Raw genomic sequence first — 20,297 nt, 5'->3', positions numbered from 1 at the left:
GGGCTACCCCGGGGAGACTCGGACAGGCGCTCTACTTCGGCGACTGGGTCACCAGATGCGGACGCGGTCCTCCTCCGGGAGGTACAGGGCGTCGCCAGGGCTGACGTCGTACGTCGCGTAGAACTCGTCCACGTTGCGCACCACGCCGTTGCAGCGGAACTCGTTGGGGGAGTGCGGGTCCGTCGCGAGACGGCGGAGCACCTCCTCGTCACGGCCCTTGGACTGCCACACCTGCGCCCAGCCGAGGAAGATCCGCTCCAGGGCGGTCAGCCCGTCCACGACCGGCGCCTCGTCCAGGGGCTTGCCCAGCGCGATCCGGTACGCCTTGATCGCGATCGACAGCCCGCCCAGGTCGCCGATGTTCTCGCCGATCGTGAGGCTGCCGTTGACGTGCGCGTCCTCGGCCTTCTCGCCGTCCGCCTCGCCCTCGTCACCCGCGACGGCGGCGGACGCCTCGAGCTGCGCCGGGCGGAACTCGTCGTACTGCGCGATCAGCGCGCTCGTACGCTTCTCGAACTCGGTGCGGTCGGCGTCGGTCCACCAGTCCTCGAGGCGGCCGTCGCCGTCGTACTTGGAGCCCTGGTCGTCGAAGCCGTGACCGATCTCGTGCCCGATGACGCCGCCGATCCCGCCGAAGTTCACGGCGTCGTCGGCCTCGGGGTCGAAGAACGGGGGCTGGAGGATCGCCGCGGGGAACACGATCTCGTTCATCCCCGGGTTGTAGTACGCGTTGACCGTCTGCGGCGTCATGAACCACTCGTCGCGGTCCAGCGGCCTGCCGATCTTCGCGAGCTCGTAGTCCTGGTCGAACGCGTTGGACCGGCGCACGTTGCCCACCAGGTCGGCCGCGTCCACGTCGAGCCCTGAGTAGTCGCGCCACTTCACCGGATACCCGACCTTGGGCGTGAACTTCTCGAGCTTGGTCAGGGCCTTGGCCTTGGTCTCGTCGGTCATCCAGTCGAGGCCCTCGATGGACTCGCGGTAGGCCGCCACGAGGGCGTCCACGAGCCGGTCCATCTTCGCCTTGTTCGCGGGCGGGAAGTGCCGCGCCACGTACTCGGCGCCCACTGCCTCGCCGAGCGCGCCCTCGACGAGCGCGACGCCGCGCTTCCAGCGCTCGCGCACCTCCTGCGCACCCGTGAGGGTGCGGCCGTAGAAGTCGAAGTTGGCCTCGACGATCTCGTCGGTCAGGTACGGCGCCCGGGCGCTGACCACGTGGTACGTCATCCAGAGCTGCCAGTCCAGCACCGACAGCTCGCTCCACAGGGCGGCGAAGCCCGTCGCGAAGTCCGGCTCGCGCACCACCAGGTCGTCGAACGCGCCGGCGGGCACGCCGAGGGCCTCGGCCCAGGCCGCCCAGTCGAAACCGGGCGCCGACCCGGCGAGGTCGGCGAGCGTCGTCGGGTTGTACGTGAGGGTCGCGTCGCGGTCGCGCACCACGTCCCAGTGGTGCGCCGCGAGCCGCTTCTCGAGGTCGAAGACGCGGCTGGCGGCGTCGTCGGCGGAGATGCCCCACGTCTCGTGGACACCGGCGAAGCGCAGCATCCTGGCCACGTGCGGCAGGTACTTCTTGCGGATCGGGGCGTACTGCTCCTCGCGGTAGTACGCCTCGTCGGGCAGGCCGAGGCCGGACTGCCGCAGGTAGACGACGTACTTCTCCGGGTCGGTGGCGTCGTTGTCCACCCAGAAGCGGACGCCGGCGGTGCCGCCCGTGCGCTGCAGGGTGCCCAGCGCCTGGGTCAGGGCCGTCATGTCGCCGGCGTCGCGGATGAGCGCGAAGTCCTCGTCCAGGGGAGCCGTGCCGAGGCCGGCGATGCGCTCCGTGTCCATGAAGCTCTTGTACAGGTCGCCGATCTTGGAGCCGGTCGGCGCGTCCTGGATGATCTCGCGGACGTGCACCTCTGCCTTGTCGTAGAGGTCTCGGAACGCACCGTCCATGGCACGGTCGGCGGGGATCTCGTGACTGTCGATCCACCGCCCGTTGACGTGGCGGTACAGATCGTCCTGCGGTCGGGTTGCGGGGTCGAGCGCGTCGAGGTCGATGCCCGACGTGAGACCCGTGGCGTCGGTGGTCATTGCGCCAGAGTACGCAACCTTCGCGTCCGGATTCTCGTACTGCGCGCCCGACCTCGGAGATGGGGAAGAATGGGGTCCATGCGCCTGCACATCGCCGCCGACCACGCCGGGTACGACCTCAAGCAGCACCTGGTGCAGCACCTCACCACCGCCGGGCACGAGGTGATCGACCACGGGGCCCATGAGATCGACCCCCTGGACGACTACCCGGCCTTCTGCATCTCCGCCGGCGAGGCCGTCGTCGCCGAGCCGGGCTCGCTCGGCATCGTGATCGGCGGCTCGGGGAACGGGGAGCAGATCGCCGCGAACAAGGTGACCGGCGTCCGCGCCGTCCTCGCGTGGTCGCTCGAGACCGCCAAGCTGGGCCGCCAGCACAACGACGCCAACGTGATCGCCGTGGGCGGACGGATGCACTCGGTGGAGGAGTCGACGTCGTTCGTCGAGGCCTTCGTGGCCGAGCCGTTCAGCGGCGACGAGCGGCACCAGCGCCGCATCGACCAGCTCGCCGACTACGAAGCAAAGCGTGCCTGAGGGTCACACCGTCCACCGCCTCGCGCGGACGTTCGACTCGCTGTACGCCGGGCAGGTCCTCCGGGTGAGCAGCCCGCAGGGACGGTTCGCCGACGGCGCCGCCGTGCTCTCGGGGCGCCGTCTGGTGGCGAGCGAGGCGTGGGGCAAGCAGCTGTTCCTGGGGTTCGAGGGTGACCTGTGGCTGCGGACGCACCTCGGGCTGTACGGCGCGTGGACGTTCGCCGGCGCCCCGGACGCACCCGAGGTGGCGCACGCGATCGGCGCGCCGCGCAAGCGCATCGGCGAACGGGAGACGACGTCGCCCTCGCCGGCCCCGGATGTGTCAGACACACAGGTCACTCCGGTGACCTCCACGTCTGACACGTGGGTGGTGCCCGAGCCCCGCGGGCAGGTCCGCGTGCGGCTGCTCGGAGACCACGCCGTCGCCGACCTCACCGGGCCGACCGCGTGCGAGGTGATCACGACCGAGGAGAAGAGAGCGGTCGAGACACGCCTGGGACCGGACCCGATCCGGGACGACGGCGACGTCGACGCCTTTGTCGCGGCGGTCGGCCGGTCGCGGGTCACGATCGGGCAGCAGCTCATGGACCAGGCGGTCGTCGCCGGGGTCGGGAACATCTACCGCGCCGAGGCGCTGTTCCGGGCCGGCGTCGACCCGCTGCGTCCGGGACGCGATGTCCCTGCCGCGGCGGTCCGCGCGATCTGGGACGACCTGGTGACCCTCATGCGCGACGGCGCCGCCCACGGCGCGATCGTCACGACGCGGCCGGCCGACCGCCCGACCCGGGAGCTGAGTCGAGAACGGGGTTATGACCGTGGCGAAGGCTCCGACGAACACAAGCCCGTTCTCGAGGAGCGTCGTCGGACCCGGCAGAACACTGACGGAGATTCCGGCGCCGTGCCGTCGGACCAGGCGTTCTACGTCTACCACCGGGCTGGCCTGCCGTGCCGGATCTGCGGTACGCCGGTACTGACCAAGGAGCTGGCCGGCCGCAACCTGTTCTGGTGCCCCACCTGCCAGACCTGACCCTGGCACAACAACTCGTACAACAAGAGGTTCGGGTGGTGGGTCAGAAGACCCAGGAGGATCCGGGCGCGATCGGCCAGCCGAAGGCAGCGCTCGCGCGGGCCAGCGCGTTCGCCGGCTGCCCGGGACGCGGGTGGACCGTGATGAGGCCCGCGGCCGCCAGCGCCGCGAGCGACCTGCCGCCGAGATAGGCGGCGCCCAGCTCGCGCACGTCGAGCGACAGGTCCGGGGCCTCGAACTCGGGGTCCACCTGCTCCACCGACGCCCCGCCGAACGCCTCGGCCCGCAGCCGGTAGGCACCCGCGTTGGCGGGCAGCTGCCTGTCTGTCACGGCGAGCGTGACGTCGACGTCGGCCGCGTACTGGCGTCCGGCGAGCGCGCCGGCGACGTCGACCAGCCGGACCCAGACGTTGTCCGGCGTGCGCGGGACGGCGGCGCGGAGGTCCACCAGGAGATTCGTGATGACGTCGTCCACCGGCAGGACGAACGGCGTGACCTCGTTCGTCAGGTCGAGATCGAGCAGCGCGCCCCACAAGGCCCGGGCGGCGGGGGCGTCGAGCGCGACGACCTCGCCCGCGTGGACCCGCCCGCGCGGCCCTCTGGGCTCCCAGTTCATGGTGCGACGGAACGTCACGTAACCGCGCGGTTCGCCGTCGAGCTCGACGATCATGATGCGCCGGGACTCGCGCCCCTCGCGGAAGACCGGGGAGTCGTCCCAGAGGATGGCCTGCAGCTCCTCGGTCTCGCGGGTGGCCCAGCCCGGCCGGTTGATCCCCGGTATGCCCGTCGGGGCGGCGCCGGCCGCGCGGTGCAGGCGGTCGACGAGCTCGCCGTGCTTCTCGCGCGTGGCGACCTCGAGCCGGATCGTGTGCCGTTCCGCGCCGGGCACGTCCCGCAGGGCTGCGCCGCGCGGGATCTCCAGGCGGAGGTCGTCGGCAGCGCGGCCGTAGCCGAACCGGCCGTAGATCGGTGCCTCGGCGGCGAAGAGGGCGCTGAGCGCCTCGCCACGCTCGACGGAGCGCGCCAGGTGCAGGTCGATCATCGCCGTCAGCAGGCCGCGCCTGCGGTGCTGGGGATGCACACCTACCCAGGTCAGGCCGGCGGTCGGCAGCTCGGCGCCGGGCACGGGGAACTGCCGGAACGGGTAGGACGCGTGCAGCGCCGCCAGGCCGTCGAAGCCCTCTGCCTCGATCGCTATCGCGCGTTCCCAGGTCAGCGGTGACGGGGTGGCGTCGATGTCGTCGTGGGCGAGCCCCGACGGGAACGCCCACGTGTCCAGCTCGGTCACGAGCCGCTGGTCGTCCTTGGTCAGCGTGCGCCAGCGGTAGCCGTGGGGCAGGGTGATCTGAGGAAGTGCCATGCGTCGATCGTGCCACCAGCGGGCAAGTGGAAAACTGCCGGTCGCGGTCGCTGCTGGTCCGGCTGTCGGTGTCCGCGTCTACGATCGCATCCGTGACCGACTCGCCGCCCGGAACCCAGCTCACCGACGTCGAGGAGTATGCCGCCGCGGTGCTCGACGTCGTCCGGCGCATCCCCTCGGGCCGCGCGATGACGTACGGGCTGATCGCCGAGATCGTCGGCGAGGAGCTCGGCCGTGGCGGGCCGCGCCAGGTGGGGAGCGTGCTGGCCGGTTCCGGTGGCCGGTACGCACACCTCGTCCCGGACGACGACGACCAGGACGACGACGCACCCGTCGCCGACGGAGACCGGGTGCCGTGGTGGCGGGTGGTGAACGCCGCAGGATCACCGCCTCAGCATCACCTGACGGAGGCCCTGGACGCGCTGCGCGCCGAGGGCTGCCCGCTGTCCAGGGACGGCCGCCGCGTGAACCTGCGGCGCGCGGTGTGGTTCCCGGAGGACGACTGAGAGCGGGGGTCTCGACAAGCTCGACCAACGGGTTCGGGGCCTCGACGGGTTCGACCAGCGGAAGGGAACCGGTGGCCGAGCCCGTCGAGACCCCCGCCGCCGTCAGACCTTCTTCGGGGCCACCCGCGAGAGCAGCGCGGACGTCGTCGAGCGCGCCCGCCCGCCCAGCGAGGAGTCCTGCGACGCCGAGAGCAGCGCCAGCATGGAGGCCGGGTCGCCCTGGACGAGCATCGTCGTGATCGCCGTGCTCTCCCAGGCCGGCAGCTCGCGCCGGATCTTGTCGATCGGGCCGACCAGCGCGATCTCCTCCACGAGCTGCGTCGGCACGGCCGCGGCCGCCTCCTCCTTGCGCCCGGCGAGGTACAGCTCCTGCACCTTGTCGAGCGGCTCCTTGTAGCCGAGCCGGTCGAGCGACTGCTTGTGGAAGTTCGCGTCCTTGGCGCCCATCCCACCCGCGTACAGGGCGATGTGCGGGCGGATGACGTCGGCGGCGGCCTCGACGTCGTCCCGCACGATGACGGGGACGGTGGCAGCCACCTCGAACCCGTCGGCCGCCGAACGCGCCTCCGCGCGGGCGTCGAAACCCTCGGCGAGCAGCGCCCGGAACTCGTCGTCCATGCGGGGCGCGTAGAAGCCGGCCATCCAGCCGTCGGCGATCTCGGCGGCGAGGGCCACGTTCTTGGGGCCCTGCGCGGCCAGGATGATGGGGATCTCGGGACGGAACGGGTGCACCGTGGGCTTGAGCGCCTTGCCCAGCCCCATCGCCCCGGGCGCCTCCGCGGACAGGGGCAGCTGGTAGAAGGAGCCGTCGTGGGTCACCGGCGCCTCACGGCGCATCACCTGCCGCACGATGTCGACGTACTCGCGCGTGCGGGCCAGCGGACGCTTGTACGGCTGGCCGTACCAGCCCTCGACGACCTGCGGCCCGGAGGCGCCGAGGCCCAGCACGAACCGGCCCTTGGACAGGTGGTCCATCGTGAGCGCCTGCATGGCGGTCGCCGTCGGCGTGCGCGCGGACAGCTGGGCGATGCCCGTGCCCAGCCGCACGTTCTTGGTGCGGGAGCCCCACCAGGCCAGCGGCGAGAAGGCGTCGGAGCCGTAGGCCTCCGCCGTCCAGACCGAGTCGAGGCCGAGCCTGTCGGCGGCCACGATGAACTGCTGGATGCCCTTCGGGGGCTTGCGGGACCAGTAACCGGTCTGGAATCCGATGCGCATGTGGGGTCACCTCGTCGTGGGAACGTCTTACCTGGGACGGCGCGTCCCAGATACTGCCCACACCCTACCGGCTCACCCGGCGGTGTTCCGCCGAGCGCGCCCGGCAGCAGTGGGTACGGTGGAACGGTGGCCACCTACGACGACGTCGCCCGGCTCGCCCTCGCGCTGCCCGAGACCGCCGAGGGCCTGAGCTACCGCCACCGCGCCTGGTCCGTCGGGCGCAAGGCGTTCGCCTGGGAACGCCCGTTCACCAAGGCTGACCTCAAGCGGTTCGGCGACGAGCCGGTGCCGGAGGGCCCGATCCTGGGCGTGCGCGTCGAGGACCTGGGGGAGAAGGAGGCGATCCTGTCCGAGGAGCGGCCGGGGTTCTTCACGATCGCGCACTTCGACGGCTTCCCGGGCATGCTGATCCAGCTCGACGTCATCGACGAGGAGGGGCTGCGGGAGGCCCTGGTCGACGCCTGGCTCGCCACGGCGCCGCCCGCCCTGGCGCAGCAGCACGCGGACCGCCTGCGCTGAAGCCCGCGGGCGTCGGCCCGGGTGATCGGCAAAAGGTCAGGTGATCGGCATTCCGAGCTGCCGATCACCTGACCTTCTACCGATCATCCGGATCCGGATCGCACCCGCGGGGTCAGATCGTGTACTCGATGAGCTCCGACGGGTCCTCGTGCCGGGGGCGTTCCGCCACCGGCGCGTTCGGCACCCGGATCCGCGCGGGGATGCCCACGGCGACGGCTCCAGGGGGTACGTCCTTCACGACGACGGCGTTGGCGCCGATCTGCACGTCGTCGCCCACCCACACGGGGCCGAGAACCTTCGCGCCGGCGCCGACGGTCACGCGGTCGCCGAGCGTCGGGTGGCGCTTGCCGCGGTTGAGCGACCGGCCGCCCAGGGTGACGCCGTGATAGAGCATGACGTCGTCGCCCACCACGGCGGTCTCGCCGATGACCACACCCATGCCGTGGTCGATGAAGAGACGCTGCCCCAGCCGGGCGCCGGGATGGATCTCGATCCCGGTCGCCGCCCGCGCGAGCTGCGAGAGCAGCCGCGCGGGCAGGCGAAGGGACGGCACCCGCCACATGCGGTGCGCCGCGCGGTAGGCCCAGAGGGCGTGCACGCCTGGGTAGGCGAGCGCGACCTCCAGGTTCGACCGCGCGGCCGGGTCGTGGGCGCGCGCGGCGGCCAGGTCCTCGGCGAGAACCCGGAACAGCCCGCGCGCCTTGGCCATCAGTCGACCAGGCCCTCGAAGAGCGGCGTCGAGAGGTAACGCTCGCCGAAGTCCGGGACGATCACGACGATCGTCTTGCCGGCGTTCTCCGGGCGCTTCGCGACCTGGAGGGCCGCGGAGAGCGCGGCGCCGGAGGAGGTGCCGACCAGCAGGCCCTCCTCCTGCGCCGAGCGGCGCGCGGTCTCGATGGCCGTGGCGAGGTTGACGTCGATGACCTCGTCGTACACCTTGGTGTCGAGGATCTCCGGCACGAAGTTGGCGCCGATGCCCTGGATCTTGTGCGGGCCGGGGGCACCGCCGTTGAGGATGGGCGACTCCTCGGGCTCGACCGCGACGACCTTGATGTCGGGGTTCCGGTCCTTGAGCACCTGGCCCACACCGGTGATGGTGCCGCCCGTGCCGATGCCGGCGACCAGGATGTCGACGTTGCCGTCGGTGTCGGCCCAGATCTCCTCGGCGGTGGTCTCGCGGTGGATCTTCGGGTTGGCCTCGTTGGCGAACTGGCGGGCCAGGATGGCGCCCGGACGCTCCTGCGCGATCTTCTCGGCGGCCGCGACGGCGCCCTTCATGCCCTCGGCTCCCGGCGTCAGCACCAGCTCGGCGCCGTACGCGCGCAGCAGCGCGCGGCGTTCCTTCGACATGGTCTCCGGCATCGCGAGGACCACCTTGTAACCACGGGCCGCGCCGACCCAGGCCAGGGCGATACCGGTGTTCCCGGAGGTGCCCTCGACGATCGTGCCGCCCTCCTTGAGCTCACCGGACGCCTCGGCGGCGTCGATGATGGACACGCCGATGCGGTCCTTCACGGAGTTGGCCGGGTTGTAGAACTCGAGCTTGGCGAGAACCGTCGCCTCAAGACCCTCGGTCAAGCGGTTGAGCTTGACGAGCGGGGTGTTGCCGATGAGCTTGGTCGCGTCGTCATAGATGCGGGCCATGTGTTCTTCCTTCACTGTGTGGCGGGTCTGGCTGGAGTCGTGCATGTCCGACGTCGGCGCCCGGGTCGTGCGGATGCGTGCCTCGGGACTGGCGTGGAGCGTCTGGGGCTTGGGTGGGACCGGAGCATCGCGCCGGCGCCTGGGCCACGCTCGGCTGAGCCGGGTGGTCGGGCGCGAAGCGGACGCTCTACAGACAGCCTCGGGGGCAGCAGTCGGACACGCACATGGAGTGCGTGGCGGCGGTGCGGGTCGAGGTCAGGGCCGAGGTGGGGAGTGCGGAGCGCACGGTGCTCAAGACGTCCTCCCTGCGTGGGCGGCCGGACGGCCGCGCGGCTGCGTGTTCCGTAGCGGGCCACCGGCCCGCCTGGAGCAGATTACGCGGGCAGGGACTGTGAGACAAGATCTGTCTCAGGTATCGATCACGCCTATGCGTTCGGCCTCGCGTGAGGGCTCCTGGGGCGGCGTCCTGAGGCGTTGTCCTGGGGCGCGAGGTGCACCAGGCGCGACGTCGGCCCCGGTCCGCTGAGGGACCGAGGCCGACTGTCGGCACGAGAGGTGCTGTCGTCTCCTGCTCTGCCGCGGTCAGGCGGCGAACTGACCGAGGCGGCAGCCGGCGGCCGCCGTCGTCGCGACCTTCGTCGTGACGACCGACTCGGGCCCGGCCTCGGCTGCGGCGGCACCGCCGCCGATGTTGATGTCCGAGCACAGGTAGTACGGCTGGTCGAGGTGGGAGGCCTGCCAGATCGTGTACAGGACGGCCCGGCCGCTGCGCCCGGACAGGTCGACGTCGGTCTCGTACGTGCCCTGCGACGGGTACCTGCCGGTCTCCTTGACCAGCTGGACGTCGTCCCAGCCGAGCGCCTCCGTCGTCGGGTCGAAACCGGGCTCCGAGACGTAGATGCGCAGGTAGTCGGCGCCGTGCCGGGCCTGGTCGGTCAGGGTGAGGTGGAACTGCTGCGGGACGTCCTTGGCGACCCACTCGCCGGGGGTGTCCATGTAGTCGTACCGCGGCGACTGCGTGCGGCCGCCCGAGCAGAGCTGCCCGTTCGGGATGACTGCCTCGTGGTTGCCGCCCACGTTCTCCCGGTAGAGGCCGTTCCAGTTCCACATGGCGTTGGGGTCGTGCCGCCAGGCGCCCCAGCACATCGGGTCGATGGTGGCCATCTCGGGGTTCAGGTGGTCGCTGCCCCAGCGCTCGAGACACCCGTAGTTGCGCGTGGGCGGGTCGGTCACCGAACCGTGTGCGGCCGCCGGCGCCGCTGTGATGGTGTCCGCGGTGACCGTGGCCAGGAAGGCGAACGGAGCGACCAGTGCCGCGGTGATGGCGAGCGTGAGACTGCGCTTGTGCGCACGGATGGACATGGGTTCCTCCAGGTGCTCGGGCGGGTGCGCCTGGCGGAGCCCGCCACGGCGCGGTGCAGGAACACTGTGCGGACGCCGAGCGGGCGAAAACCACCCGCTGAAACGTTTAGAGTGCGGCGACGACCAGGAAGGAACGGTGTGTTGAACCAGCCCCGGACCCAGCCCCAGATCCGTGAGGCGTCCGCCGCCGACGACGCCGTCGTGCTCCAGCTCATGACGGAGTACATGGCGTGGGCGCTCGCCACGTTCGAGGAGACCTACGGCTTCGCGATGGACGGCGACGCGCGACACACGCCCGCGGCGCTCGACCGGTTCCGCAGGCCGTCCGGCGTGATCGCGCTCGCGCACGTCGATGGCGCACCGGCGGGCGTCGCGGCCCTGCGCGTGCAGGACGACGGCGCCGTCGAGATCAAGCGGATGTTCGTGCGCCCTGAGCACCGCGGCGCCCACGTGGGCTCAGCCATGCTGGACTGGCTCCTGGAGCTCTCCCGCGGCGAGCTGCGGGCGCCGACGGTCCGGCTGGACAGCAACCGCTTCATGCACGGGGCCCACCGGCTCTACGAGTCGCGCGGGTTCGTGGAGCGCTCGCCCTACGAGGGGTCCGAGATCCCTGCCGAGCTGCAGCATCTCTGGCGGTTCTACGAGCGGACCATGGATCACTGAGCCCTGGCTGGTCGGCAGAACTGTGCTTAAGGTCGAGGAGACCGAGTGCCTTGGAGGTTTGCATGGCTGTCAACGACACGCCCGACGTCGTCCCGCCCACCATCCCGTCCGTCATACAGGAGTTCGTCGACGCCACGAACGCGGCCGACACCGAACGGTTCGTGGCCACCTTCACGGACGACGCCTACCTGAACGACTGGGGGCGTGAGTTCCACGGCTCCGACGGCGTCCGGAGCTGGAACGAGACGGACAACATCGGGATGCAGAGCCAGTTCGAGCTGATCTCGGTGGTGCCCGGGTCCGCGCACGGCGAGTACACGGCGAACATCATGGTGACGAGCAACCGGTTCAACGGGACCGGGCCGTTCAAGTTCGAGCTGCGCGACGGGAAGATCGCGAGCCTGGTGCTCAGCTGAGGGGCTCTGGCACCTCCGGCCGCGGGAACGTCCGCACGTGCCACCAGATCACCAGCGGCACGACGAACAGCTCGAGGACCAGCGCCCCGATGAACGCCGGGTGCGGCCAGCCCGTCACCGCTATGGAGATGAGCCGCGGGATGGCGCCGAGCGAGGCGATCGCGAGGATCACGCGCGTCACGGCAGCGCGTTCCTCGGGCCGGCGCAGGCTCCACCAGATGAGCAGTCCAGCGGCGAGCCAGAAGACGTTGGTGAACCGGTACTCGCCGTCGACGGTGGCGTTCACCGCCTCGCCGTCGGGCAGCGCCGCGGGCCCGCCCACGATCCCGAGCAGCCCGCTGAGCACGGGAACGACGCCGAGCACGGCGATGACCACTATCAGTGTCCGTCGACCCATATGGGCAGTCTGGCACGTGCGTCCGGTTCGCCGCCGGGACTCTTGGGGGCGCGAGCGGGTCGCGGGTTCAAGTCCCATCGCTCACCACATCGCTACCTCGGCCCCGAGCTCCAGCCCGTCGTCGGTGGTGCGCGCCGACGAGATCGCCACCTGCTGCCGATCCTGACCCTCCGGGAACGCCACGCCCTCGACCAGCTGGTTCAGCTGGTCGTCGCCGAGCTGCTCCGCGAGCGTGGCCACGGGCATGCTGAGCCCGGCGAGCCGGACCGTGTCCGCACGGAGCACCGCCTGGCCGCCCTCAGCGGCCACGGAGAGGAGCACGTCGACCGTCTGCTCGCTGCCCGCGATGGACAGCGGCAGCCGTGCGACGAGGTCACCGGCCTCCGACGCGACCTGGAGCCCCGGCAGGTCGGTGGCGGTGCGCGCCGTGTCGGTGAGGGCCTCGGGGGAGACCCGCACCGACACGGTGGCCTCGCCGGTCGCGACCTGCCAGAGCGCGGGCGTGTTGTCCCGCGTGACGGTGACGCCCGCCGGCAGGTCCGCCTCGGCGCTCGCGATCCGGTCGTCGATGACGCCGCGTAGGACGAGCTCGCCGACCACCCCGAGCAATGCCAGCCCGCCGACCACCGAGATGACGGCGATGATCCAGCGATGGCGCGGGCGGTACGAGGAGGTCCGTGTCATGGGGACCATTCGACCGCACCGACATGACGATCCGCTGGGCATGCTGTGATGGATCGGGGCTGGTCAGCGGCTCAGCGCCCGCCGGGCCGGCTCAGCGCCCGCTCATGCGGTACGCCCCCACCCAGGCCCGGGCGTCCAGCTCACGGGGGAGCGCGTTCGGGCCGACGCCGTGCTCCCGCGCCCACCGCCGGACGTCGTCCCGGGCGATGCCCTGCCGCGTGAGGATCTCGTGCAGCCCGCGGCCGCGTCCGTTGAACACCGCCGCGGCGAATCGCTGGTAGCCGCGCTGCTCCCGCACGGGCAGCAGCGGCTCCGCACGACGGTCGATCACGAGCAGCCCGGCGTCCACGCTCGGCCGCGGCCGGAACGCCCCGGCGGGGATGCGGCGGTCCAGGCGGGGCGCGAGCCACGGCCACCACTGGGCGGTCAGGAGCGTGGTGCCGCCGACGGCGGCGCGCTTGCGCGCGACCTCCCACTGCGTGATCAGCACGGCGCGCTGCCAGCCGGTCAGCGTGAAGAGCCGTCGCAGCACCGGCGTGGTCAGGTGGAACGGCACGTTGCACACGAGGTCGTGGGGGTCCGACGGCGGTGCGTGGCGCAGGATGTCGTCCCGCGTCACCGTGACGTTCTCGGGGACCACCCGGCTGAGCCGCCCGGTCGAGCGCGAGTCGATCTCCACCGCCTCGAGCGGGCGGCCCAGGCGAGCCAGCGGCAGGGTGAGCGCCCCGCGACCGGCCGCCCACTCGACCACCGGCCGGTCGGCGTCGCGGACGAGGTCGACGACGCGGCGGATGACCTGCGTATCCACCAGGAGGTTCTGGCCCAGCTCGTGGGCGCCGCCCGGCAGGTCGTGGAGGGCCTCGGTGGTGCCTGCGCCGTCGGCTGGGGCGGTCCGGAACGAGGCGGCCCGGGAAGAGTTGCGGGCGGAGTTTCGGGCAGAGGGGCGTGAGGAACGGTTGCGCGACATGGTGTGCTCCGGAAGTCGTCGGTACTCGAGTTCCGGGCAGCACGAACGCGCCGCCCGGTGGGAGCCGGCGGCGCGGGGCACGCGCTGGGTGTGAGAGTGCGTTCCGCGCCGCTAGCGGGCGGAACGCTCTCTGATCATCGTGTTCATGGTCATGGCGCTCATCGGGGTCGACCCTACGAGCCGCCCTCCAGAGCGGGCCAAGGTTTTTTCGGAGGCTTGACACGGCGAACTCGCGGTGGTCGTATGGCGCACTGTTAACGTTCACATTTCTGTGAGGTCACCGTGCAAAGAAGCACCAGTAGTTCCCTTCTGCCCCCACGCCCCGTTGCAGTCGGCGCCGTCGCGGCACTGCTCGGAGGCCTGCTCCCGTTCCTGCCGGCGAGCGCCGCCGTGCCCGCCACGGCCACCACGACCACATTGTCGGTGACAGCTGCCGACGCGGACGCCCAGGCCGATGCCGACGCCGCGGCCGCCGCGCTGAGCGTCGTGCACGCCGACGACGTGCGCGGGCACCTCACGCTGCCGTCGTCCGGCCTGCACGGCGCGACGGTCACCTGGGCGTCGTCCGACCCGGCCGTCGTCGCCACCGACGGCGTGGTGGCCCGCCCCGCGCACGGCGCGGGGGACACCATGGTGACCCTGACCGCTACCGCCGTCGTCGGCGATGCCACCGCCACGCGCGAGATCCCCCTCACCGTGCGGGAGCAGCCCGCCGCCGCGCCGTACGAGGGCTATGCCTTCAGCTACTTCACGGGCAACTCGATAGCCGGCGAGAAGATCTACTTCGCCGCGAGCCGCGGCAACAACGCGCTGAAGTGGGACGAGCTCAACGAGGGGCAGCCCACGCTCGAGTCGACCATGGGCGAGATGGGCCTGCGCGACCCGTTCCTGATCCGTTCCCCCGAGGGCGACCGGTTCTTCCTGATCGCCACGGACCTCTCGATCGGCCGCAACGGCGACTGGGACCGCTCGCAGCGACAGGGCAGCAAGTACCTAGAGGTCTGGGAGTCGACCGACCTGATCAACTGGTCGGCGCAGCGGCACATCAAGGTCTCGCCCGACACCGCGGGCAACACCTGGGCGCCCGAGGCGTACTGGGACGAGTCGCTCCAGCAGTACGTCGTGTTCTGGGCCTCGAAGCTGTACGCCGAGGACGACCCGGACCACACCGGTAACGCGTACAACCGCATGCTCTACGCGACGACGCGTGACTTCGTGACGTTCAGCGAGGCCAAGATCTGGCAGGACCGCGGCGAGTCCCGCATCGACTCGACGGTGATCAAGGAGAACGACACCTACTACCGCTTCACCAAGGACGAGGGCGGCGGCGGCACCGGCTGCTCGGACATCATCCAGGAGAAGTCCCCGTCGCTGACCGCCGTGGACCTGCCGGGCGACCCGTCCTGGGAGTTCATGGACGCCTGCATCGGTCGCGACGCCGGCACCTCCGCCGTCGAAGGACCCACCGTCTTCGAGGCCAACCCGGGCGACACCTCCGGCTCGCCGTACTACCTGTTCGTCGACGAGTACGGCGGCCGCGGCTACATCCCGCTCGGCACCGACGACCTGGAGAACCCGGACTGGCAGGTGGCCGCGAACTACGACCTGCCCGCCAGCCCGCGCCACGGCACGGTCATCCCGGTCACCGCCGCCGAGCTCGCGGCGCTGCGCGAGGGCATCGTGATCCCGGAGGAGCCCACGCCCGTCGTCGCCGACGAGAACGGCCTGGTCGCGCAGTACGACCTCGACGAGACGTCCGGCGCCGTCGCGACGGACAGCACCGGCCACGGGTACGACGGCGCGATCAGCGGCGACGCCACCTTCGCCGACGGTGCGCTGAACCTCGGCGGGACCGACGGTCATGTGAAGCTGCCGAACAACATGATGGCGGGGCTCGACGCGATCACCGTCTCGACGAAGGTCTGGCTGGACCCTGCCCAGGCGACGCCGTACTTCATCTGGGGCCTGGGCAACACCGACGGCGGGGGTACCGGCAACGGCTACCTCTTCACCACCGGCAACAACTACCGGACCTCGATCGCGTCCGGGAACTGGAGCACCGAGCAGACGGTGGCGGGCGGGCCCGCCCTGCCGCGCGGCGCCTGGAAGACGCTCACGTACACGCTCCAGGACGGCACCGCCGTGCTCTACCTCGACGGCGTCAAGGTCGGCGAGAAGACCGGCGTCACGATCCAGCCCGGCGACATCGGCGACGGCCGCACCACCGCCAACTACATCGGCCGCTCCAACTACACCTCCGACAGGTACCTCAAGGGCAAGGTGCGCGACTTCCGCATCTACAACCGGGCGCTCACTGCGGACGAGGTCCAGGAGCTCGGGGCGGACCCGACGGCCATCACGGGCGTCGAGCTCGACACCCTCAAGATCCCGGCCGTGATCGACGCGGCCTCCTCGACGGTGACCCTGCCGGTCACGCCGGGCACCGACCGGACGGCGCTGGAGCCGGCCTTCGAGACCGTGTCGACGTCGACGGTCTCGCCCGACGTCACGGGTCCGGTGGACCTCTCGGCGGCGAAGACGTTCACCGTGACCGCGCAGGACGGCACCACCCGCGACTGGACCGTGCGCGCCGTCGAGATGCGGTCGCCGGTGCTGCCGGGCCTGTACGCCGACCCGAACATCGCGCGGTTCGGTGACTACTACTACGTCTACGCGACCACCGACGGCGTCGCGGGCTGGGGCGGCAAGGACTTCTACGTCTGGAAGTCGAAGGACCTGGCCGACTGGGAGCGCTCGGCCGAGCCGTTCCTGACCCTGGACGGCGAGAACGGCAACGTGCCGTGGGCGACCGGTAACGCCTGGGCGCCGACGATCATCGAACGGGACGGGAAGTACTACTTCTACTTCTCGGGCCACAACCCGACCTACAACCGCAAGACGCTCGGCGTCGCCGTGGCCGACAGCCCCGAGGGCCCGTTCACCGCGCAGCCGACGGCGATGGTCCTCAACAACGAGGCGATCACGTCGGGCCAGGCGATCGACCCGTCGGCGTTCCAGGATCCCGAGACGGGCAAGTACTACCTGTTCTGGGGCAACGGCGGGCCGTCCAACGGCCCGGTCTACGCCGAGCTGAGCGACGACATGCTGTCGATCAAGCAGGACACGCTGGGGCGGATCGCGGGCCTCGACGACTTCCGCGAGGGCACGTTCCTCAACTACCGCGACGGGCTCTACCACCTGACCTACTCGATCGACGACACCGGCTCGGCCGACTACAGGGTCGGCTACGCGACGGCCACGAGCGTCGACGGACCGTGGACCTACCGCGGCGTCATCCTCGAGAAGGACCAGAGCCAGGGCATCCTCGGGACCGGACACAGCTCGATAGTGCAGGTGCCAGGAACCGACGAGTGGTACATCGCCTACCACCGGTTCGGCATGCCGGGCGGTGACGGGACCCACCGGGAGACCACCATCGACCGGCTGACGTTCGACGACGACGGCCTCATGGAGAAGGTCGTGCCGACGCTCACGAGCGTCGACCCGCTGCCGTACGACGGCGTCCAGCCGGAGGCGCTGCGCCCGCCGAAGGTCCAGGGCAAGGCGGTCGTCGGCGGGACCCTCACCGGGACGCCTGGTACCTGGGACAAGCGGGGCATCACGTTCACCTACCAGTGGCTGCGGGACGGCGAGCCGATCGCCGACGCGACCCGCAAGACGCTGCGGCTGACGCCGGCCGACATCGGGCACCGTATGTCGGTGCGGGTGACGGCGTCGCGGCCGGGGGCGTTCCCGGGCGAGGCGGTCTCCGCGCAGACGGCCAAGGTCCAGGCGCGAAGCTAGCCAAGGCCCGCGGCCCTGACTCGACGTACCTGGTACGTCGAGTCAGGGCCGTAGGCACCTCAGCGGCCCGCCACGCCGTTCTCCCAGGCCCAGGCCGCGATCTCCACGCGGTTGCGCAGCCCGAGCTTCGCCTGCACCGCCGCGACGTGACCCTTCACGGTGCTGAGCGAGATGAACATCTCCGCACCGATCTCCAGGTTGGTCCGCCCGAGCGCTATCGCGCGGACCACCTCGGTCTCTCGTTCGGACAGCGGCCGGACGGCGGAGGCGCCGCCCGGCCCGCCCTCCGGCCGGGACGCGCCGTTCAGGTGCCGCAGCAGCCGCACCGTGACCGACGGCGAGACCAGCGCGTCGCCCGCGTGCGCCGCCCGGACCGCCTCGACGAGCAGCGCCGGGCCGGCGTCCTTCAGGATGAAGCCGACGGCGCCGCCGCGGAGCGCCCCGTAGACGTACTCGTCGACGTCGAACGTCGTGACGACGACCACCCGGAGCGGGTCGGCGACGTCGGGCCCCGCGAGCGTGCGGGTCACCTCGATGCCGTCCATGCGGGGCATGCGGATGTCGACGAGGCAGACGTCCGGCCGCAGACGCCGGGCCAGCGCGACCGCCTCGACGCCGTCGGACGCCTCCGCGACGACCTCGATGTCGGGCTGATCCTCCAGGATGGTCCGCAGGCCGCCGCGGACCATGGGCTGGTCGTCGGCGAGGAGCACGCTGATGGTCATCGGGGCTCCGCACCGGCGAGGGGCAGAGTGACCAGGACACTCCATCCAGCGCCCGGGCGCGGCCCAGCCCGCAGGGTGCCGCCGAGCGCCTCCACGCGCTCCCGCATCCCGATCAGGCCGTACCCGCCGCCGGCATGGAGCCCCGGGGAGGGCGGCCCGTCGTCGGACACCTCGATGACGACGGCGTCCGGCGTCCTGCTCACGTGGACCGTCACGAGACGGGCGTGCGGCGCATGCCGCTTGATGTTCGTGAGTGCCTCCTGGACCACGCGGTAGACGGTGGTCGTCACCTCGGGCGGCCACGCGGCTCCGTCGTCGGGCAGCCGCAGCTGGACCGCGGGGCCGCCGCGGACCTCGAACCGGCTGACCAGCGTGCCGAGCGCCTCGGGGCCGGGCGCGACGGAGGAGGCGTCGTCGTCGCGCAGCAGCCCGACGACGCGCCGGAGCGAGGTGAGAGCCTCGGACCCGGCAGCCTCGATGCCTGCCAGCGAGTCCGCGAGCGGCCCGGGCTCGGCGGGGCTCCTGCGGGCGACGATCTGTGCGGCTTGAGCCTGCACGACCATGCCGGTGATGTGGTGCGCGACGACGTCGTGCAGCTCGCGCGCCACCGCCAGCCGCTCGTCCCGGCGCACGCGCTCGACCGCTGCCTCACGGCGGGCGACGAGGAGCCGTCCCCCGAGCCCTGCGGCGACGGCGGCGAGCCAGGTCGCGGCGCTCGCGATCGGGATCACTGTCACCTCGGGTACGGACGGCACGGTGGCGAGCCAGGACCCGACGACCACGACGAGGCCTCCTCCGGCCACCACGGCGGCCTGCCGGGTGGGGAGCGCGCGGACCGCGGAGGCGACAAGTACGGCCAGCGCGAGCGCCATCGCGGGCGCGGGCTCGTCGGGGAGCCCGGCGAGCCGCGCGACGACGACGGTCGCCGCCGCCACGCCGAGGCCCCCGAGCGCCACGCCGAACCGGTGCCGGCGGCGGAGGAGCGCGAGCGTGCAGACCACCGTTCCGGCGCAGAGGCCGAACACCCAGGAGTACCCGCCCCAGCTCGCCGCCAGCGCCGCGGCGGTGAAGAGGAGCGCGAAGGTGAGGAGGAGGCCGAGAAGTGTGTCTCCGAAGACCCTGGTCAGTGCTGCTCCGCGCCCGGTCGTGTGCACGCTGCTCAGGTTACGAGGGTCGACGGCGTGCGTCGCTCGGCCGTCGGGCCCGTTGTCTTGCTGGTCGCCCGGCTCGTCACTCGCAGCGGCGGCCGGCGCAGCCAGGTGGCCCAGCGCCATGCCCACTCCAGGGGCCCGTACCGGAACGTGCGGAGCCAGAGGGTCGAGAACAGCCACTGGGCGGCCAGCACGGTGCCCGCGATGACGAGCACGGTCCTCGACGACCAGCGTTCCGGATGGCCGACGACGTGCGCGACGCCGAGCACGAGGACGGTGGCGGTCAGGTAGTTGGTCAGCGCCATCCTCCCCAAGGGTGCGAACAGCGCGTGCAGCACGTGGCGCGCGGGGGAACGGAACAGCACCAGCAAAAGGCAGACGTAGACCCCGGCGATCAGCACGCCGGCGATCGCGAAGGCCATGCGGTAGCCCGGCGTGTCGATGTCTCCGACGCGTTCGAACGAGGCCTGCGCCCAGGCGGCGGGCACGGCGGCCGCGCCCAGCACGAGCGCCAGCAGGGCCGGGGCGCGGGTCGAGTCCTCGATGCGGCGGGTCACGCCGTACCGGGTCAGGGCGGTGCCGAGCAGGAAGAGCCCCGGCACCATGGCGTAGTGCCCGGCGCCCAGCAGGATCGCGGACGCCAGGCAGAGGGCGGCGAGGCCCGCGACTGCCCGTCGCGGCAGCCAGGTGGACGGCAGCAGCACGAGCAGCCCGACCGCGGCGTAGACCGTGAGGATGTCGCCCGGCCAGAGCAGGAGCAGGTGCGCCAGGCCGAGCGCGAGCAGCACGAGCAGCCGGCGCAGCAGGATCAGCCGCGGGCGCGCGACGCGGGTCGTGGCCGACTCTCCGAGTAGCGCGAACCCGATGCCGAAGAGCAGGGAGAAGATCGGGAAGAAGCGCTGGTCGACGAGCAGGTGCAGCCAGTCGACGGCGCCGTTCCCAGCGGTGGTGAGGGCGGTGGTCACGGGGGCGTCGGAGGCGACGGACGCGCTGATCGGGATGACGTTGGCGATCAGGATCCCGCACAGCGCGAAGCCGCGGATCACGTCGAGGGCGACGAGGCGGGGGTGTGCCGGAGGCGGTTCGACCGAGGTAGGAGGCATGGCCCCATGCTTGGTGTCGTGCCGCCGCCCGCGGTACCGGCCAGAAGTACCTTTCCCGGATCGCACGCCCACAACCTAGGGTCACACGCCCACAACCTAGGGTCGTTGGTCCTGCCGTCTTCCAGGCGTGGCGGCGTTAACGTTGAG

19 protein-coding genes are annotated in these 20,297 nt (G+C 71.6%); 7 read left to right on the top strand and 12 right to left on the bottom strand.

The genetic code is table 11. The features are described from left to right. Positions 1 to 48 precede the first annotated feature (48 nt). Positions 49 to 2,076, bottom strand: coding sequence for a M13 family metallopeptidase (locus tag ACFO6V_RS18590; RefSeq protein WP_377137802.1), 2,028 nt, complete (start codon positions 2,074 to 2,076; stop codon positions 49 to 51). Between the two features lie 78 nt (positions 2,077 to 2,154). Between ACFO6V_RS18590 and ACFO6V_RS18585 the strand changes: the two genes are divergently transcribed. Continuing rightward, a complete protein-coding gene (locus ACFO6V_RS18585) occupies positions 2,155 to 2,607 on the top strand; it encodes a ribose-5-phosphate isomerase (protein ID WP_377137800.1) in 453 nt (150 codons plus the stop codon). Continuing rightward, on the top strand, positions 2,600 to 3,634 hold the full coding sequence (locus tag ACFO6V_RS18580; RefSeq protein WP_377137798.1) for an Fpg/Nei family DNA glycosylase: 1,035 nt from the start codon (positions 2,600 to 2,602) through the stop codon (positions 3,632 to 3,634). Before ACFO6V_RS18585 ends, ACFO6V_RS18580 begins: the two co-directional genes overlap by 8 nt. A gap of 43 nt (positions 3,635 to 3,677) precedes the next feature. Here ACFO6V_RS18580 and ACFO6V_RS18575 read toward each other — a convergent pair whose 3' ends face one another. After that, complete coding sequence (locus ACFO6V_RS18575; protein ID WP_377137796.1) at positions 3,678 to 4,994, bottom strand: GNAT family N-acetyltransferase; 1,317 nt, start codon at positions 4,992 to 4,994, stop codon at positions 3,678 to 3,680. A 92-nt stretch (positions 4,995 to 5,086) separates the two neighbouring features. Between ACFO6V_RS18575 and ACFO6V_RS18570 the strand changes: the two genes are divergently transcribed. Beyond that, a complete protein-coding gene (locus ACFO6V_RS18570) occupies positions 5,087 to 5,500 on the top strand; it encodes an MGMT family protein (protein ID WP_377137794.1) in 414 nt (137 codons plus the stop codon). A 102-nt stretch (positions 5,501 to 5,602) separates the two neighbouring features. On the opposite strand, the gene ACFO6V_RS18565 is transcribed toward ACFO6V_RS18570, so the two are convergent. Beyond that, a complete protein-coding gene (locus ACFO6V_RS18565; protein ID WP_377137792.1) occupies positions 5,603 to 6,715 on the bottom strand; it encodes an LLM class F420-dependent oxidoreductase in 1,113 nt (370 codons plus the stop codon). Positions 6,716 to 6,841: 126 nt separating this feature from the next. On the opposite strand from ACFO6V_RS18565, the gene ACFO6V_RS18560 reads away from it, so the two are divergent. Beyond that, positions 6,842 to 7,234, top strand: coding sequence for an MmcQ/YjbR family DNA-binding protein (locus tag ACFO6V_RS18560; RefSeq protein WP_377137790.1), 393 nt, complete (start codon positions 6,842 to 6,844; stop codon positions 7,232 to 7,234). Positions 7,235 to 7,346: 112 nt separating this feature from the next. On the opposite strand, the gene epsC is transcribed toward ACFO6V_RS18560, so the two are convergent. The 3 genes from epsC to ACFO6V_RS18545 all read right to left on the bottom strand — a co-directional run bounded on the left by epsC (position 7,347) and on the right by ACFO6V_RS18545 (position 10,240). Beyond that, positions 7,347 to 7,943, bottom strand: a complete 597-nt coding sequence (epsC, locus tag ACFO6V_RS18555) for a serine O-acetyltransferase EpsC (RefSeq protein WP_377137788.1) — start codon at positions 7,941 to 7,943, stop codon at positions 7,347 to 7,349. After that, positions 7,943 to 8,878, bottom strand: coding sequence for a cysteine synthase A (gene cysK, locus ACFO6V_RS18550; RefSeq protein ID WP_377137786.1), 936 nt, complete (start codon positions 8,876 to 8,878; stop codon positions 7,943 to 7,945). The genes epsC and cysK overlap by 1 nt, the downstream gene beginning before the upstream one ends. 582 nt (positions 8,879 to 9,460) lie before the next feature. After that, complete coding sequence (locus tag ACFO6V_RS18545; RefSeq protein ID WP_377137784.1) at positions 9,461 to 10,240, bottom strand: lytic polysaccharide monooxygenase auxiliary activity family 9 protein; 780 nt, start codon at positions 10,238 to 10,240, stop codon at positions 9,461 to 9,463. A 141-nt stretch (positions 10,241 to 10,381) separates the two neighbouring features. Here ACFO6V_RS18545 and ACFO6V_RS18540 point away from each other — a divergent pair, with 141 nt between their 5' ends. Both ACFO6V_RS18540 and ACFO6V_RS18535 read left to right on the top strand, forming a co-directional pair. After that, entirely contained in the window at positions 10,382 to 10,903 is a 522-nt protein-coding gene (locus ACFO6V_RS18540) for a GNAT family N-acetyltransferase (RefSeq protein WP_377137782.1), read from the top strand. 62 nt (positions 10,904 to 10,965) lie between these two features. Next, entirely contained in the window at positions 10,966 to 11,319 is a 354-nt protein-coding gene (locus ACFO6V_RS18535) for a nuclear transport factor 2 family protein (protein WP_377137780.1), read from the top strand. Here ACFO6V_RS18535 and ACFO6V_RS18530 read toward each other — a convergent pair. From ACFO6V_RS18530 to erm, 3 genes are all read right to left on the bottom strand, one after another. Next, positions 11,312 to 11,716 (bottom strand): DUF4345 domain-containing protein, encoded by a 405-nt coding sequence (locus ACFO6V_RS18530; RefSeq protein ID WP_377137778.1) that lies wholly within the window; start codon positions 11,714 to 11,716, stop codon positions 11,312 to 11,314. The two genes, ACFO6V_RS18535 and ACFO6V_RS18530, sit on opposite strands and share 8 nt — an antisense overlap. Positions 11,717 to 11,797: 81 nt before the next feature. Further along, positions 11,798 to 12,400 (bottom strand): hypothetical protein, encoded by a 603-nt coding sequence (locus tag ACFO6V_RS18525; RefSeq protein ID WP_377137776.1) that lies wholly within the window; start codon positions 12,398 to 12,400, stop codon positions 11,798 to 11,800. A 91-nt stretch (positions 12,401 to 12,491) separates the two neighbouring features. After that, the gene (erm, locus tag ACFO6V_RS18520; RefSeq protein ID WP_377137774.1) at positions 12,492 to 13,367 is read right to left on the bottom strand and encodes a 23S ribosomal RNA methyltransferase Erm; all 876 of its coding nucleotides are present in this window, start codon (positions 13,365 to 13,367) and stop codon (positions 12,492 to 12,494) included. 423 nt (positions 13,368 to 13,790) lie between these two features. Here erm and ACFO6V_RS18515 point away from each other — a divergent pair, with 423 nt between their 5' ends. Further along, complete coding sequence (locus tag ACFO6V_RS18515) at positions 13,791 to 17,171, top strand: family 43 glycosylhydrolase (RefSeq protein WP_377137772.1); 3,381 nt, start codon at positions 13,791 to 13,793, stop codon at positions 17,169 to 17,171. A 59-nt stretch (positions 17,172 to 17,230) separates the two neighbouring features. Here the strand turns inward: ACFO6V_RS18515 and ACFO6V_RS18510 are convergent, their stop codons facing one another. Genes ACFO6V_RS18510 through ACFO6V_RS18500 form a run of 3 tightly spaced genes read right to left on the bottom strand, consistent with a single transcriptional unit; the run spans position 17,231 to position 20,150 of the window. Further along, on the bottom strand, positions 17,231 to 17,896 hold the full coding sequence (locus ACFO6V_RS18510) for a response regulator (RefSeq protein WP_377137770.1): 666 nt from the start codon (positions 17,894 to 17,896) through the stop codon (positions 17,231 to 17,233). Beyond that, positions 17,893 to 19,050: a sensor histidine kinase gene (locus ACFO6V_RS18505; protein ID WP_377137768.1), complete on the bottom strand. Its 1,158-nt coding sequence runs from the start codon at positions 19,048 to 19,050 to the stop codon at positions 17,893 to 17,895. Before ACFO6V_RS18505 ends, ACFO6V_RS18510 begins: the two co-directional genes overlap by 4 nt. A gap of 5 nt (positions 19,051 to 19,055) precedes the next feature. Then, on the bottom strand, positions 19,056 to 20,150 hold the full coding sequence (locus ACFO6V_RS18500) for a DUF418 domain-containing protein (RefSeq protein WP_377137766.1): 1,095 nt from the start codon (positions 20,148 to 20,150) through the stop codon (positions 19,056 to 19,058). Positions 20,151 to 20,297: the final 147 nt, after the last annotated feature.

Origin of the sequence: Promicromonospora alba (assembly GCF_042654905.1) — a bacterium.
Classification (GTDB): Bacteria; Actinomycetota; Actinomycetes; order Actinomycetales; family Cellulomonadaceae; genus Promicromonospora; species Promicromonospora alba.
This window is presented reverse-complemented; position numbering and strand designations above follow the sequence as displayed.